General features: G+C 39.4%; 15 protein-coding genes and 1 pseudogene. 5 read left to right on the top strand and 11 right to left on the bottom strand.

The features are described from left to right. Positions 1-37: 37 nt before the first annotated feature. From purU to RFW85_RS11400, 4 genes are all read left to right on the top strand, one after another. Entirely contained in the window at positions 38-901 is an 864-nt protein-coding gene (purU, locus tag RFW85_RS11415) for a formyltetrahydrofolate deformylase (RefSeq protein WP_005066088.1), read from the top strand. Positions 902-1,284: 383 nt separating this feature from the next. Further along, positions 1,285-2,043 carry an energy transducer TonB gene (locus RFW85_RS11410; RefSeq protein WP_216076481.1) on the top strand — a complete coding sequence of 253 codons (759 nt, stop codon included), beginning with the start codon at positions 1,285-1,287 and terminating at the stop codon, positions 2,041-2,043. A gap of 43 nt (positions 2,044-2,086) precedes the next feature. Beyond that, positions 2,087-2,707: a MotA/TolQ/ExbB proton channel family protein gene (locus tag RFW85_RS11405; RefSeq protein ID WP_001011664.1), complete on the top strand. Its 621-nt coding sequence runs from the start codon at positions 2,087-2,089 to the stop codon at positions 2,705-2,707. Further along, entirely contained in the window at positions 2,707-3,111 is a 405-nt protein-coding gene (locus RFW85_RS11400; protein WP_000885432.1) for a biopolymer transporter ExbD, read from the top strand. Before RFW85_RS11405 ends, RFW85_RS11400 begins: the two co-directional genes overlap by 1 nt. Positions 3,112-3,169: 58 nt before the next feature. Here the strand turns inward: RFW85_RS11400 and msrA are convergent, their stop codons facing one another. From msrA to lgt, 7 genes and pseudogenes are all read right to left on the bottom strand, one after another. Then, positions 3,170-3,694 (bottom strand): peptide-methionine (S)-S-oxide reductase MsrA, encoded by a 525-nt coding sequence (msrA, locus tag RFW85_RS11395; protein ID WP_086400286.1) that lies wholly within the window; start codon positions 3,692-3,694, stop codon positions 3,170-3,172. Positions 3,695-3,794: 100 nt separating this feature from the next. Further along, positions 3,795-4,850, bottom strand: a complete 1,056-nt coding sequence (locus tag RFW85_RS11390) for a DUF4105 domain-containing protein (protein ID WP_057085660.1) — start codon at positions 4,848-4,850, stop codon at positions 3,795-3,797. Positions 4,851-4,864: 14 nt separating this feature from the next. Continuing rightward, positions 4,865-5,374 (bottom strand): dihydrofolate reductase, encoded by a 510-nt coding sequence (locus tag RFW85_RS11385; RefSeq protein ID WP_032035374.1) that lies wholly within the window; start codon positions 5,372-5,374, stop codon positions 4,865-4,867. Positions 5,375-5,418: 44 nt separating this feature from the next. Next, entirely contained in the window at positions 5,419-6,261 is an 843-nt protein-coding gene (thyA, locus tag RFW85_RS11380; protein WP_017482022.1) for a thymidylate synthase, read from the bottom strand. A gap of 143 nt (positions 6,262-6,404) precedes the next feature. After that, positions 6,405-6,792, bottom strand: a pseudogene (locus tag RFW85_RS11375) (hypothetical protein); the annotation flags it as partial. A gap of 9 nt (positions 6,793-6,801) precedes the next feature. Continuing rightward, entirely contained in the window at positions 6,802-7,161 is a 360-nt protein-coding gene (locus RFW85_RS11370; protein WP_033849483.1) for a hypothetical protein, read from the bottom strand. 80 nt (positions 7,162-7,241) lie between these two features. Beyond that, the gene (gene lgt / locus RFW85_RS11365) at positions 7,242-8,060 is read right to left on the bottom strand and encodes a prolipoprotein diacylglyceryl transferase (RefSeq protein WP_170247628.1); all 819 of its coding nucleotides are present in this window, start codon (positions 8,058-8,060) and stop codon (positions 7,242-7,244) included. 93 nt (positions 8,061-8,153) lie between these two features. On the opposite strand from lgt, the gene RFW85_RS11360 reads away from it, so the two are divergent. Beyond that, on the top strand, positions 8,154-8,933 hold the full coding sequence (locus RFW85_RS11360) for an NRDE family protein (RefSeq protein ID WP_171545189.1): 780 nt from the start codon (positions 8,154-8,156) through the stop codon (positions 8,931-8,933). A gap of 49 nt (positions 8,934-8,982) precedes the next feature. Here the strand turns inward: RFW85_RS11360 and RFW85_RS11355 are convergent, their stop codons facing one another. The 4 genes from RFW85_RS11355 to tatB form a co-directional block, all read right to left on the bottom strand. Continuing rightward, positions 8,983-11,175 carry a PhoX family phosphatase gene (locus RFW85_RS11355; RefSeq protein ID WP_170247629.1) on the bottom strand — a complete coding sequence of 731 codons (2,193 nt, stop codon included), beginning with the start codon at positions 11,173-11,175 and terminating at the stop codon, positions 8,983-8,985. Positions 11,176-11,380: 205 nt separating this feature from the next. Continuing rightward, positions 11,381-13,333: a PhoX family phosphatase gene (locus tag RFW85_RS11350; RefSeq protein WP_170247630.1), complete on the bottom strand. Its 1,953-nt coding sequence runs from the start codon at positions 13,331-13,333 to the stop codon at positions 11,381-11,383. A 175-nt stretch (positions 13,334-13,508) separates the two neighbouring features. Next, a complete protein-coding gene (gene tatC, locus RFW85_RS11345) occupies positions 13,509-14,279 on the bottom strand; it encodes a twin-arginine translocase subunit TatC (RefSeq protein ID WP_032005632.1) in 771 nt (256 codons plus the stop codon). Beyond that, entirely contained in the window at positions 14,276-14,713 is a 438-nt protein-coding gene (gene tatB / locus RFW85_RS11340) for a Sec-independent protein translocase protein TatB (RefSeq protein ID WP_086265047.1), read from the bottom strand. Before tatB ends, tatC begins: the two co-directional genes overlap by 4 nt. Between the last annotated feature and the right edge of the window lie 12 nt (positions 14,714-14,725).

Here is a 14,725-nt window from a genome sequence, read left to right as displayed (position 1 = left end):
TATTAAAAAATTGACTCAATTAAGTGATATTAACCAAATGAATATGACCACTGCCAATACAGCCCGTTTACTGATTACTTGTGAAGACAAGCCTGGGATCGTACAGGCTGTATCGAGCTTTTTGTACCACCAAGGTGCAAACATTACCGCGCTTGACCAGTATGCGACGGAAGCTCAGGGCGGACGTTATTTCATGCGTGTTGAATTTGAACTTGACCATTTACAGTCGCGTAAAGATGCATTAATTCAAACATTTGCTGCGAACGTTGCTGAGCGTTATGGCATGCAATGGCGTCTGGCTTTCGTAAACGAAATTAAAAAGGTTGGTATTTTAGTTTCTAAAGTCGACCATGCTTTACTTGAGTTATTATGGCGTCATGCACGTGGGTCGTTACCTTGTGAAATTACGCATGTAATTTCTAACCATGAAGATTTACGTGAATCCGTTGAGAACTTCGGTATTCCATTTACTGTAATTAAAGTAACAAAAGACAATAAAGCTGAAGCTTATGCACAAATTGATGAAATGATGCAAGGCAATGACTTATTGGTTCTTGCACGTTACATGCAGATTTTAAGCGAAGATTTTGTTGCGAAATGGGAAATGAAAATCATCAATATTCACCATTCTTTCTTGCCAGCTTTCGTGGGTGCTAACCCATACAAGCAAGCTTATGAAAAAGGTGTGAAGTTAATTGGTGCGACAGCTCATTATGTGACTGCTGATCTAGACCAAGGCCCAATTATTGAGCAAGACGTTGAGCGTGTAAGCCATGACTATAATGTTGAGCAACTTCGTGAGCTAGGTGAAGATGTAGAGCGTAATGTATTGGCACGTGCAGTAAAATGGCATTTGGAAGACCGTATCATTGTTGATGGCAACAAGACGGTTGTTTTTTAAATAACGCTTATTTAAAAAAAAAAGCACGCTTCATGCGTGTTTTTTTATATCAAAAAAAATATTGAAATGATATAACGTAACAATGATGAATGAGTTTATGTTAGGATTTGATCTCTTCATAGTGAAATTAGCCTAGCTATATAAGTTAGATTAAACACTTTGTGAACAAGAGATACTCGTTCATGTAACTATGAGAAAACAAAAGCAAAGACACTTAACTGATACAAAGTAGGGATCTTGAGCAAATGTTTTTCTCAAAAAATAGTTGCAAATGAAAACACTTCTCATTTATTATTGTGGCACTTTATTGTTCTATCCGATGTTTGAAATCGTTTCTACAAATAGAAATCTGAAATCATCATCCATTAGGTAATTAGATTCTTATGAGTCAATCTTCCGCAGCCTTAAACTCTCCCAATCCGATGAAAAAGAAAGTCATCACTGCACTAATTGCGGTTGCAATTGGTCATATCGGGGTCTTATGGGCGGTCAGCCATATTAAGCCTGCTGAATTAAAGCCAATCGAGAAGAAGCCTTTACAGGTACGTTTCGTAAAAATTCAAGAGCAACCAAAACCACTGCCTCCTAAACCGAAGGAACCACCTAAAAAGCCGGAACCTAAGAAAGAGGTAAAAGAAGTTAAAGTTGTTGAAAAGCCTGTGACACCACCCAAAAAAGTGGAAAAAATTCAACAGGTGAAAAAGGCCGAAACACCAAAACAAACAGTAAAGACAGAACCTAAAGTTGAAACCAAAGTGGTGACAACGACGACAACAGTTACTGAAAAAGTTGTCGAAAAACCTAAGCCGGTAGTACAAGAAGCGCCTAAAGCTCAACCTGCTCCAGATCCATCACCGAAACGAGTTTCAATTGGTGGTTCAGGTGTACAGTGGAGCCGTTCACCGAAGGTATCTATAACAACGAAGGAATTAGATAATAAAGCTTGTTCTGCAAACGTTTCTATAGATGCGGATGAGAAAGGTCGAGTGACTGATGTTCGCTTCTTGCGTAGTAACTGTCCTCCTGTTGTAGAGGCAAAGATTTTGCGTGCTGTAAAAAGTGCGAAGTTTAAACCTTATACGGAAAACGGGGTTGCTTATCCAATTAAAGGTCCAGAGCAACCATTTGATTTCGTTCCTTAAATAACTTTGAGTCCCAACGGCTAACCTTAATCAGGAGTTCAATATGAACTTTTCAATCTATTGGCAACATGCAGATGCAGTGAGTAAAACCCTGTATTTCATCTTATTGGCAATGTCGATTGCTACTTGGACAGTTTTCATCTTACGTTTGATGGGGACTCGCCAGCTAAAACAACAAGCTTATGCTCAACTTTCTCAGGCTATCACTTCGCTAAAAGCAAAGTTACAACCTTTGAGTTTTGAACAGCGTAAAGCGGTTGCAGAGCAGGCATTACTTCGTCAGATTTCTGCTGAAAAGGCCAATGCTGATAAAGGTATTTCTGTTTTAGGAACGATTGCTTCAATTGCACCATTCGTAGGTTTGTTTGGTACGGTTTGGGGTATTTTCCATGCGCTGGTTGCCGTTGGTAAAAGCGGACAAGCTGGTTTGGCTCAAGTGGCTACACCAGTAGGTGAAGCACTGATTATGACGGGTCTTGGTCTTGCAGTTGCGATTCCTGCGGTATTGGCTTATAACATTTGTGTACGTGCAAACCGTGGTCTTGCTCATGACTTACAAGATCAAGCACACAGCTTATTAATTGACACGATGTTGCAGCAAGACTCAACTGTAAAGTCTGATGTTAAAACTGCACAGCAAAGTTATGTTGGAGGTCAAGCTTAATGGCTTTTCAATTGGGTGAAGACCACGATAGTGGCATGAATGAGATGAACCTCATTCCGCTAATCGACATTATGTTGGTGTTAATGATCATCTTTTTGGTCACAGCAACAGTTGCCAACCCATCGATTCCATTAACGCTTCCTAAAACAACTGCTGAAATTATTGATCCACCACCAAAAGCTATTACGATTAGTATCAATGCAAATGGTGAAGTGGCTTGGGATACTCAAGTAATTAGCCTAGATGAGCTTCAAAAACGTTTTCAAGAAGCAGGTCAAGGTGATGTTAAGCCAACAGTTCAACTTCGTGCTGATAAAGAGTCGAAGTACGATACTGTTGCTCAGGTAATGTCTCGCGCCAGTGAAGCCGGACTGAGCGATATTGCCTTTGTAAGTGAAAACTAAAATTTAGTTTACTCAATAAAAAAGCAACCAGTTTGGTTGCTTTTTTTATTGCTCTGATTTATTGATCTTTCATCAGATGCTGGAATTTACTATATAGCTTGAGCAGCTTTGGTGGAATCGCAAAGTTGCAATAACCTTGTGAAGGGTTCTTTGCATAGTAATTCTGATGGTATTCTTCTGCCGGATAGAATGTCGGAACAGGAGACAGCTCAGTCACAATATCAAGATCGTCATTTTTTAGAGTCTGAATCGTCTGTTCCGCTGCCTGCTTTTGCTCTTCATTATAATAGTAAATAACAGAGCGGTATTGTGTGCCAATATCATTACCTTGGCGATTTAAAGTCGTTGGATCGTGAGTCGCGAAGAACACATCAAGTAATTGGGAGTAAGTTACTTGCTCTTCATCAAAATCAACCAAGATCACCTCAGCGTGCTGGGTATCTCCTTGACATACTTGCTCGTATGTAGGGTTAGTCGTGTGTCCACCTGCATAACCACTAGTTACTTTTTCTACACCGCGTATTTGTAAAAATACAGCTTCGACGCACCAAAAACAGCCGCCGCCAAATAATGCTTGTTGCATTGTTTTTCCCTCTATTTCCTGCCTATTACAATAGGGTTTATGTATTTAAAATACAAAGTAAAGCATGTATAAAAAAGTAAAGAAAAGTGCATTACTTATTTCATTTAGCTTTAGGTAAACCTTGTCGAACGATTTGAGAGAAGTGTTCACTACTCTGATCTGAAAGTTGTTCAAAATTTTCAGTACGTGGATTGATATGCGCAATTTGATACCACTGTTTTAAACTGATATTTTGATTAAGTGCTTTAAGATCATATAAATAATTAGGTAAGTAACCTGAAGCGATTAGACGATAATCTTTAGGAAGCTGATAGGGGTTAATCGCTTGAACCATATCAAAAATTAAGGTTGTACAGTTACTGGTTAAAGTGTTGTACCACTTTGGTTCTGCACGAAGTTCATCGGATTTCTTTAGATATTCTAAAAATAAAGCCTTTTGCTCACTACGAGGCATGTTAACAGGAAAATTATAAACTTGCTCTTTGCGGATGTTACTGCGTGTGTAAACAATATCTTTTTCATCAGAAGCAATTAAGCTCAGTTCATATTTCCTAAAAAATCCGCCAATTGCCGAAAACTCTTCACTCTTTTCTTTGCGAATTTCAATTGAAAAGACTAAAGGTTGTTGGTGAGCAAATTCGAAACTTACCAGTGTATGGGCAATTTGTGGCCCCATCCAGTAAGAGGCAATGATATTTATACCATTCAACTGGTTTAGATCAAAAGTTCGGGTTTCCCAGCGGACATCATAGGTTCCGTCAGGATGCCAGTTGAAGTTACGAACATTGTGTAAAGTAACTACATCGCCATGCTTTTCGTAACTCAGCATATTGGCAACTTCTGGGTTCCAATCACGATCTTGACGTGCGGTAATCGAAAAATACCAGACTAGTGAACAAGCAAAGGCAGCAAGGTAAATCAGGATATCGGTACGGCGGCTAATAAGATGACCTTCAACATATAAGCCAGCCATACTGAGTGCAAAAGCAATCCAGATGCCAATAAGTATGCGACTACCTAACCAGCCAAAAGGTTGTTGGACCCAGAGCGCTACGCATACCCAAATACTAGAGAACACAATAAACAACGTGAATAGACTATGTAACAGCCCAAAAAGTAGAGCAATAATAAATTCACGTGTTCCGATATTGTGCATAGGCATCCATAAAATTATTTTTTATAAGTCGCAAACTCGAATGAAGTTCCTGATTTTTCATCAACTTGCTGTTCACTCGCAATTTTATGAAATTCACTCGGTATTGTTGGATAATGTGCATCACCTTGCACATCTAAGTCAACATGAGTAAGTTCAAGACGGTCTGCAATCGACAATGTTTGCTTAAAGATTTCACCACCACCAATAATGAACAAAGCTTGTTTTTCGGTATTCTTTACATCTTCTAAAGCTGCATTTAAAGCATCTTCAATTGAATACGCAACTTTAACGCCATCAAATTGCCAGTTAATGTCACGGGTAATTACCCAGTTCACACGGTTTGGTAAAGCACGGCCCATAGACTCAAGGGTTTTACGACCCATCACGACCACGCCACCTTGTGTGATTTCTTTAAAGTGTTTTAAGTCGGCAGAAATATGCCATGGCAACGCATTGCCTTTACCAATACAGTGATTTTTGTCCATTGCCACAACGTGGACAACTTCTACATTTTGCCATGCCATAATCTTATTCTCTAAACCGTAATCTAATGAAATTTAAGCCGTCTTTATACTGCAACTGGTGCTTTAATTGCAGGATGTGATTCATAACCTACAATTTCAATATCTTCAAATTTGAAATCAAATAAATCGGTTATTTCTGGATTTAGTTTCAATTGGCATAGCGGTAAAGGCTCACGTGTCAATTGAAGTTTAGCTTGTTCAAAATGGTTGGCATAAAGATGCGTATCACCACCAGTCCAGACAAAATCACCTACACCTAAACCGCAAACTTGAGCAATCATATGGGTGAGTAGAGCATAACTCGCGATATTAAAAGGTACGCCTAAGAAGACGTCAGCACTACGTTGATAAAGCTGACATGACAATTTGTTATCTTGTACGAAAAATTGGAAAAGTGTGTGGCAAGGTGGTAAAGCAACTTGTCCAGCTTCATTCGGGTTCCAGCCAGAAACAATTAAACGGCGTGAATTTGGGTTAGTTTTAATTTCGTTAATTAACCATTTAATCTGGTCAAAACCATCTTGGTTATAAGAGCCGTCTGCATTTTTGGTTGCGCCGAAATTACGCCATTGATGACCATAGACTGGTCCAAGTTCATGTTCTGGACGGCCAAAACGAGCTGTTTGTTCTGCGGTTGCCCATTCATCCCAAATTGAAACTTTATTGTCTTTTAGATATTGGACGTTGGTGTCACCTTTTAAAAACCAAAGTAACTCAATCACAATCGAGCGGAAATGAACTTTTTTTGTGGTGAGTAAAGGAAAACCTTTAGAGAGATCAAAACGCATTTGATGACCAAATACAGAACGGGTTCCTGTGCCTGTACGGTCGCCTTTGTCACCGCCATTATCAAGGATATGTTGTAGTAGGTCTAAATATGCACGCATAACACTCTCGAGTTCGGATTAATTCCATAAAATAGAAGGGAGATAGCTCAGAAGATAAATAATTACTCAATAGAGCTGCTTCATCATGAACCACTGAAGATGATACCTGTTGTAGCTCAAGATGAAAATCTAAAATTAGTTCTAAGATATTTTTGCTGAATGTGTTTAGTTAAATCTTTTAGCTCGATTTTGATAAATCGAGACAAGAAAAAAGCCAACTAGTACAAAGCCTAAAGCTTGTATGAGATGAATCCATTTATGCTGAACAGGGAGCAAATACATCAAAATAATAATGATCAAAATAGGATAGATTTTGATTAAAAGTCCCAAGCTCGATTTGCCTGATGTGTTGTTTGAAAGTTTAGTATTCAAGTAATGCCCAATATGTAAACCAAATCCGAAAATAAGGCTGAGTATTGTATAAATAGGAGATAAGGGCTGAACTTGATTAGCAGCATAAACTGCAACACAAACAACAATAATGAACATAAGTTTGATGTGACGTGGTGCGTTGTACCAATAAGCCAACATATATCAAGCCTATTTATTAAAAAGTGATTGAGGAGAAAAGATAAAAGCTGCAAGTGCCATAAAAGCGATTCCTTGCACACCCCAGATCAGCAAGTTGGGCATTGTTTTAACAAAAATAAGTGCAAATAAAAGAGCGATAGGAATCCAAGTCAGCAGGCGGTAAAGTAGGCCAGTTGGATTTTTCTGAGCAAAATGTAATTTAAAATAGCGGCAGATTAAAAAGATAACACCCGTGCCAGTAAACATTAAAATCGTATCTAAGGGCAAAGGCTGGTATTGATATAGCCCAATACAAATAGCCAAAGTAATAATTAAAATCACTAATTTTTTAAATGTCGGGACTTGTGTGTCAAACCAGAATTCCAGCATGGCATATCTTCATTTTTGGGAGAGTAAAAACTGTAGCATAAAAAAGAAAAGAGGAGCCGAAACTCCTCTGATTTATCATATTAACTGTTCTTTTGTGGGCCCCAGTCATAAATTTTCTTTTGGTAGGCATACCACATCATCCAAAGGCCAATCAGCAACATTGGAACGGTAAGGATCTGACCTTTAGTCATCCAGCCAAATAAAATGAAACCTTGATCGGCATCTGGTTGACGGAAGAATTCCATTACGAAGCGTGCAACACCGTAGCCCATTAAAAATAGAGCAGAAACCGCCATGCGTGGGCGTGGTTTTGAACTAAACCACCACAAAACAATAAATAGGATTAAGCCTTCACAAATTGCTTGATAAATTTGTGATGGATGGCGTACCAGTTGCAATGGATCAGTTGGGAAGATCATACCAAATGGATAATTTGGGTCAGTTACTGCACGACCATATAACTCTCCACCAATGAAGTTACCAAAGCGCCCAAACATTAAGCCAGTCGGTACACATGGGGCGATAAAGTCGAGAGTTTGGAACCATGTTTTTTGATATTTTTTACACCAAAATAACATCGCAATCATGACGCCTAAAAAGCCGCCATGGAAACTCATACCGCCTGTCCAGACTTGGAATAGCCAAATCGGATTTTCAAGGAATTTATCAAACTCATAGAAAAGGACATAGCCGACACGACCGCCCAGAACGACACCTAAAGCACCGTAAAACACCAGATCGGAAACCATGTCCGATGTCCAGCCATCACGCTGTTTGGCACGGTAGGAGGCAAGTCCCCAAGCGCATAAAAATGCCAATAAATACATGAGTCCATACCAATGGACTTGAAGAGGTCCTAGATGTATTGCGACCGGATCGATATTAGGATAGGTCAGCATTGCTGCTCCTTGATCTTACGTTTTGACAGATTGTAGCGGAATGATGTGAAAAATGTTGTACATTCAATGTGTAAAGATAGGGAATAAGAAAAGATGTGTATTGTGGCTTTAGCATGGCATGTTCTTGATGATATGCCCTTATGTCTTATGTCAAATCGGGATGAGTTCTATCATCGACCAACAGCTTTATTACATCAGTGGCAACACACACCGATTATTGCTGGCCAAGATTTACAGTCGGGTGGGACTTGGATGGGCGTAACACCTCAAGGTCGATGGGCTGTCTTGACCAATTTTCGTGATGGACGAGATCAAAAAAAATATGAAACTTCTCGGGGGCATTTGGTTCAGGCTTTTTTAGAGTCTGATTTATTGCCGATTCGATTTGCTCAGCAATTAGAACAGCAGCAACAGAACTTCGCTGGCTTTAACCTGTTTATGGGAAATGCTGATCAAGCAGTTTATATGAGTAATCGTGGTGAAGCACCGCAAGTATTAGCCAATGGTGTTTATGTGGTTTCGAATGGCTTGATGTCTGAACATTGGGAAAAAACCAGACATTTAAGAACACGTTTTACGCAAGAGTTTTTGCCTATGCTTCAGCACCAGACGGAAGAGTTAACTTTGCAACACGCTGCATGGGATATTCTTGAAGATGAACGTAAGGTCACAACTGCATTATTACCCAATACGGGCATTCAGCCAGAAATGGAAGAGTTATTGTCATCGACTTTTATTCAAAGTCCTGTGTATGGCACACGTTGTTCAAACTTTCTAAGAATGACCAATAATGAATGGCTTTGGCTGGAAAAGACTCAGCAAGGCGAGCATAGTGGGCAAATTGTTCAGCAGCAGGTTCTCTTAAATCGATGATAATAAAAATGCCGATCAATCGACCGGCATTTTCATAGTTATAAAAGAATTAGCCCGCGATCACACCGCCATCTTTGCGGGTAATCACAACAGTTGCTGAGCGTGGGCGCGCAGTTTTGTTGTTTGGATCTTTCTGGGTTGCAGGCCAGTTACTTGTTGGGGCATCATATTTTTTAGACTTTTCCCCAGGGTGTTGAACATTAATGAAAATTGCTTTGTGGTCTGGAGTCATCGCAATACCTGTAATTTCACACTCTTTGGGCCCAACAAGGAAGCGACGTAGCGTTTCATCTGTTACTTTAGCACCCACTAAAGTTTGCTGACCATTTGACGTAGTTGCAGTAGTACCATCTCCAATCTGGCCTGGTAACGCAGCAAGCATCATACAGTTAGTAACATCAGTGTATGCGCCATCATCTGTTTGAATCCAAAGTACACCACGTGGGTCAAACCACATACCATCTGGAGATGACAAATCATTGTTGTCTGTCAGACCCGATAAGTTAATGTTTGAAGCCATAGATGCTTCTGCACCAAACAGATAGATATCCCATTTGAAGGTTTCAGCAGTGGTTTTGTCATCAGTTTCTTTAAAACGGATGATATGACCGTTTACATTACCTTTTTGTTGCTCTTCTTTACCTTTGATATCTGTGTAATTACGTGGGTTAGCTGCATCAGTTGGGTAGCTTGAACCACGATTCGAGTTGTTGGTTAGAGTGACATAAATTTCGCCGTTCACTGGATTAACTGTACACCATTCTGGGCGATCCATTTTTGTAGCGCCGACGGCGTCACCCGCCAAACGTGCAAATGTCACAACATCTGCTTGAGATTTAAATGGGTAGGTGGTGTTGCTTTCATTTAAACCATTTTTGCCATAAGCAAGTTCAATCCATTGACCTGACCCATCGTTATTAAATTTGGCAACATAGAGCTTACCTGCGTTCATATATTTGTCACCAGTCGTATAGCCACCATTTATATCCTTAGCATCCCAAGCAGCCGTTGATACAAATTTATAGATATACTCGCCAGTTGAGTCATCGCCCATATAAAATGCTAATGGTTGACCTACTACGGCACGACAAGCACTGTCTTCATGTGCAAAACGACCAAGTGAAGTACGTTTAACTGGATTTTGACGTCTATCAAATGGATCAATCTCAACCATCCACCCGAATGTATTTGGACCGTTACGATAGTCTTGGGTAGCTTGTGCAGCATTTACGTCGGCATTCCAGCGGTCATATAAGTCTTGTGACTCTACTTGACCAATTGCTGTTTCCCAGCTGTAACGTGAACCAGATCCTGCTTTTAAGCCATAGCGTTTCAGTGCAATAATTTCTTCTGGAGTACGTAACGCGTCATCAGTCGTACTACGAGCAAAGTAACCAATAAAGTTTTCTTCGGTAGTTAAGTATGTGCCCCAAGGGGTATGACCATTACCGCAGTTATTATGGGTACCACGTGTTTTACGGGCAGTCGGTGAGAATCGAGTTGCAAGCAAGCCAGAACCAGCTGCTGCACCTGCAAAATCCATTTCTGTTGATGCTGTAATACGGCGGTTAAAAACAGAACTTTTATCAATTACTACTTTTTGAGTTATTGGATCTTTTTTAATGTGAACAATAGATACGCCATGTGCATTTGTTTCACGAATCACTTCATCTTCAGGGCGGCGTCCATCAACTTTTGTTGGACCTTTTGGGTGAAGGAAGGTCTGGTTGATATATTCGTGATTCATCACTAATAAGCCTTCAGCTGAAACATTCCCATCAAATTTGTCTGTTGAAGTATTTAAACCAAAGAAATGCATGCCGTCATGGCAGTCACCAGAACGTAAAAGGAAGCTTGGGCCAGATGGAATATTGTTGTCATCCCATTCGCCAATATCAGGGTTGATTGAATCACCTAAAGCATAAATGACATTGGCTTCATAACCTTCAGGCACTGTCACAATATCATGTAAATTTTTAGCAACTGGGGTAAATGTGAGTTTTTCTGGTTTTTTATTTGGATCTACAGGTGTAGTTCCGCCATTGTTTGAACCTGAATCATCATCGCTATCATTACAGCCTGTTAAGGTAGAGGCTAAAGTTAGCGCTACAGCACCACTTGCTGCTTTAGTAATTAAACTACGGCGACTGATGTGTTGTTCTAAGATGTCGCGGAAGTGGATATTGTCAGAAGTATTATTATCCAATTCTTGGTCTTCATTATATGGCGTCAGCTCTGTCATGGGAAATTCCTAAGTAAATAAAGAGATTGTTCTAAAATTCTTCATGAGCTTAGTTTGTGAATGTGACGAGGCGTTGACGTTTTGATGATAAGTTAATGAAAAGTTCTGTAATTTTTCATTTAATTTTCATCAAAAGTAAAAGCTGAATGTAAAAACATTAAAGCTGACCTTAGCCAGCTTTAATGTTTAAAGAGGTTATGAAAAATTATTTAGTTGTGACTGAAGGGGCAATTGGGTCGGCTGTAATATAGCCGACGTTAGCACTATAACCATTATTGTAATTTTGGTTAATTAATGCCTTAACATCATCAGGTACACTGCTGCTATCGCCTGGGTGCTGGAAGTTGCTCATGATGTAAGTCCAACCGTTGATTGAATCTACAGCATGTAAACCTGTTGACTCTGCACCTGCTGGTGTAGAAAGTAAACGTGTTAACTCTTTGGTATCTACATTGTATGCCCATAAGAAGTTATTCACGTGGTTACCTGAGTCCTCACCAATGAATAATGTTCGTAAAGTTTCAGAGAACTTCAGATTGTCTGGGCTAGCAATTTTGTCTGGGTTCGCTGTATTACCTAACTTATCTGCTGTAGCAAGATCTTCACCCATTAGTAGCATATATGAGTAAAGTGGAACCCACTCACTATTGATTGCGCTACCCTCATTGTCTGTAAAGCTATTACCTAATTTGTGTGCAAGCACGCCACCAGCAGTAATTTTTTTAGAGAACGCAACATTATGTCCAGCCACATAACCCTTACCGCCAATGACCATTGAATCTTGAATATTAGCTAAAGCAGAGTACGCAATTTTATCTTTAATATTTACGTTAGTACCTTCCATCTTGGTGAACGCCATACTTGCACCTTTTAGTGCTGCATAACGATGTGTTTCCAAGAAAGCGGCCGCTTTTTCCATACCTGGTTTAAGTTTTACCCAAAGCTGTTTCTTTGCCAAAGTGATTTCAGTATAGCTGGCATCATTTGGATTGGTTGTTAAACTTTCCATGATGTCAGTTGATTTGATCCCACCAGCAACTAAATCCTCAATTTCTTTACTTGTCGCATGGCCAAGTTTGATCCATTGAATGCTAGCAGTTGAGGTCTCAGTTAGGGTATTAATGTATTTAGCAACATAGAGCGTACCTGCCGATAAATCTTTTTCTTTATCAGCAACGAACATGAAGAAACCACCGTTGGTGTAGTCATCTCCCATAAGCGCTGTACGGTTGTCTGGCATAACATGGATAAGTTCGTGAGAAATACGACCTAAACAATAGTGCTTTTTAATACTACCCGTACCATCAAGGTTAACTGTTACTTCTGGCAAATGACCGTAGTTATATGGGTTTGCTTTAGTTTCATCACCAAAGAAGTATTTACCAAGATATTTTGGATCTGTACCGCCAATGCCTTGATTGAATGCATCTGGTTCGTATTCTTCACTTGATAAGTGAGTGTTCCAAGGTGATAAGCTAGCACCGCAAGTAATCCATAAACCGTGTACTGGTGCAGTATCAACGTTGAAGTATTTTTTAAGTTCTAGGTGACCTGTTTTTGGGTCTTGATCCAACGTTAAAATTGCAATTGGTGAAGGTAACTGACCGTAAGTATCACCACCTGCTTGGTCTTTTGAGTTGTACTCAAATTGAACAACGTGAAACACTGGGTTTGCTACGCCTTCAACTTTCGCACCTTCTAATTGAATTAGAGATGAACCATCTGGACAGTCTGAAAAGAATTGACGTTCTTTGCCAGCAATTGATTTATCCATAATTGGATTGCCATTAACATCAAAATAACCACCAGCGATAATTGTTCCACCACCGTGCTTTGGTACGCTATCACCTGTTTTAAAGAAGGGTTTATAAGCGAGTTGGTATTCAGTACTGGTTGAATTTTCCCAATCAATTTTTAATTTAGAATTCACTAAAGTAGTTGCGCGATCTGCTGCAGTTGTTGGCGCTGGCATTGCTGTGAATTTTGCATTTTTAAATTTGCTTGGTTGTGGTGTTGGAGTGATTGCTGAACTGTCATCACTATCATTACAACCTGCTAACGTTGCTGCCGTAGCCATCGCTCCTAATGGTAGAAAAGGAATCCCCGAAAACCATTTTAAAATTTCGCGACGCGTTGGTTGAGTAGAAGCAGTTGTCATAAGAAATCCGTAAATTTTGTGGGTATATTTGTTGAGTTGATTCTATGGACTGAAAATGACACTTTTCTTACATTTTTAAGTCACTTTGAAGACAGTTTATTGCTTTGTAGATTAAAAAGTGTTCTACATAAAAAAGCCTGAACTTGGAGGTTCAGGCTTTTTCTTAAAAACTATTTTATTCAGCAGGATGGGCTTTTCTTTTCTCAAGAATTTTACCAAAGAGTAGACCAAGTTCGAAAAGCAACCACATTGGAATTGCTAACATTACCATTGAAATTGCATCTGGTGGTGTAATAAACATCGCTACAAAAAAGCATCCAACAATGATAAAACGTCTTTTTTCAGCAAGGCTTTTTGTATTTACCACACCGATTAAAATCAGTAGAAGCGTCGCGATTGGAATTTCAAAAGTCAGTCCAAAAACTAAAAATAGCTTTAAGCAAAAGCTTAAGTAGCTATTAATATCCGTCATCGGTGCAACAGTTTCAGGCGATACACTAATAAAGAAATGTAAAATTGCCGGAAGGGTAATGTAATATGCAAAAGCAACGCCCGCATAAAATAAGACAATACTACCGATGAGTAATGGCAGTGCTAAATGACGTTCTTTTTGATAGAGCGCTGGACGAACAAATGACCATATTTCATAAAGAATAAATGGCATTGCCAGCACAAGTGCGACAAATAAATTGAGTTTAAAAGGCGCCATGAATGTTGCAGTGACATCGGTTGCAATCATTGACGAGGAGGTCGGAAGTTGCAGCCTCAAAGGTTCAGATAGTAATTGGTAAGTATTATTTCTAAAAGGTAATAAGCAAAAAAATAAAAATAAGGTTACTCCGACAATCCTAAATAAATGACGTCGTAAAACGACCAAATGGCTCATGATTGGCATTTGGTCTAAATTTTCCTGATTATTTACAGTGGTTGAAGGCAGTTGGTTCATACGGCAATCTTCAATTTAACAGGTGATGTCTCTGAAATATCAGTTGATGATGCTAAAGGCATAAATTTTCTAATGTATGGGACTTTATAATGGCCAGATATAGGAAGACATATCCGAATAGGTTGGGGCACTGATTTGATTGCCTCAGCCTTATCTATATTTTCAGAAATATTCTGCTTTTGAATTTCTTCAAGCTGTTGTTGTACTTTACGTTCTAGTGCTTCAATGCGGTTGAGTTCTTCTTGCATTTCTTTTCGAAACTCAGAAAGACGCAACTCTTGATCAATCTCATTTTGCAAATTTGTAATATAACGTTTTAGGCGAACATACCAACGACCAGCAAAGCGTGCAGCTTCTGGAAGTTTATCCGGGCCTAAAACTAAAATTGCAATAATTGCAAAACAGAGTAGCTCTGTCATTCCTACATCAAGCATGGTCGAAAACCT

The organism is Acinetobacter sp. 12966 (assembly GCF_031196995.1).
GTDB lineage: Bacteria > Pseudomonadota > Gammaproteobacteria > Pseudomonadales > Moraxellaceae > Acinetobacter > Acinetobacter geminorum.
Note: the sequence above shows the minus strand (reverse complement) of the source record. Positions and strands in the feature narration are given on the sequence as shown.